Genomic DNA, 1,032 nt, shown 5'->3' on the forward strand with positions numbered 1-1,032 from the left:
TGGTTGAGCAGGTCGGCGATCGTGGTTTCGGCGCCGATCGTCGCCCGCACCGGCACCGTGTTGATCAGCAGCCCGACCATCTGGTCGGCGCCGGCCAGGTCGGTCGGCCTGCCCGACACCGCTGTGCCGAAGGTCACATCGTGCTGACCGGTCAGCCACATCAGCAGCTGCGCCCACGCGGCCTGCAGCACGGTGCTGACGGTGGTGTGGCACGAGCGGGCCAGTTCGCCCAGCGCCCGCGTGGTCTCCGCCGACACCTGGAAGGAGGACACGCCGCGGGGGCCGAGGCTGACCCGGCCGGGCGGACCGACCAAGGTCGGCGTGTCGAAGCCGGCCAGCACCCGCCGCCACGCCGCCTGCGCGGCGCCGCGGTCCTGCGCCGCCAGCCAGTCGACGAACTTGCGGTACGGCACCGGGGCGGGCAACTGCACCCCGTAGTAGGCCGCGAAGATCTCCTGCAGCAGGATCGGCTTCGACCAGCCATCGAGCACGATGTGGTGGTTCGTCAGCACGAACCGGTGCCGGTTGTCGGCGGTGCGGATCAGCGCCGCCCGGAACGCCGGGCGCTCCGCCAGGTCGCAGACCGCGGCGCGCTCGGCGGCGCACAGCTGCTGGATCTGCTCTTCCGGTTCGGCGTCTTCGGCGTCGAGTTCGACGTAATGCCACGACAGCGCGGGCTCGGCCGAGAGGACCTGCACGGGCTCGCCGAAATCCTCGATGAAGTGCGCCACCACGTTGGGATGCCGCTTGATCATCGTGTGCACGGCCTCGCGCAACCGGTGCGGGTCGAGGGCACCGCTCACGCTGATGTCGAGTTGGACGGCGTACAGGTCGTCGCTGCCGTGCTCGCTGCCGGTGTGGAAGAGCAGGCCCTGCTGCAGCGGGGTCAACGGCAACACGTCGGCGACCGGGTAGCGCTGGCACAGCTCGTCGATGTCGCGCTGCGTCAACCGGGCGGGGGCCAGGTCCGATGGCGTCAGGCCGCCGCCACCGCTGCGGACGTGACTGCAGATGCCGCTCAGCGCGTCGAAC

General features: G+C 71.0%; 1 protein-coding gene. It reads right to left on the reverse strand.

Features of this window, described 5'->3' with window-relative positions:
• The coding region (locus tag A9X05_RS15915; protein ID WP_231978409.1) for a condensation domain-containing protein at nt 1-1,032 on the reverse strand (1,032 nt) is incomplete at both ends.

Source organism: Mycobacterium sp. E3298, from assembly GCF_001666895.1.
Taxonomy (GTDB): domain Bacteria; phylum Actinomycetota; class Actinomycetes; order Mycobacteriales; family Mycobacteriaceae; genus Mycobacterium.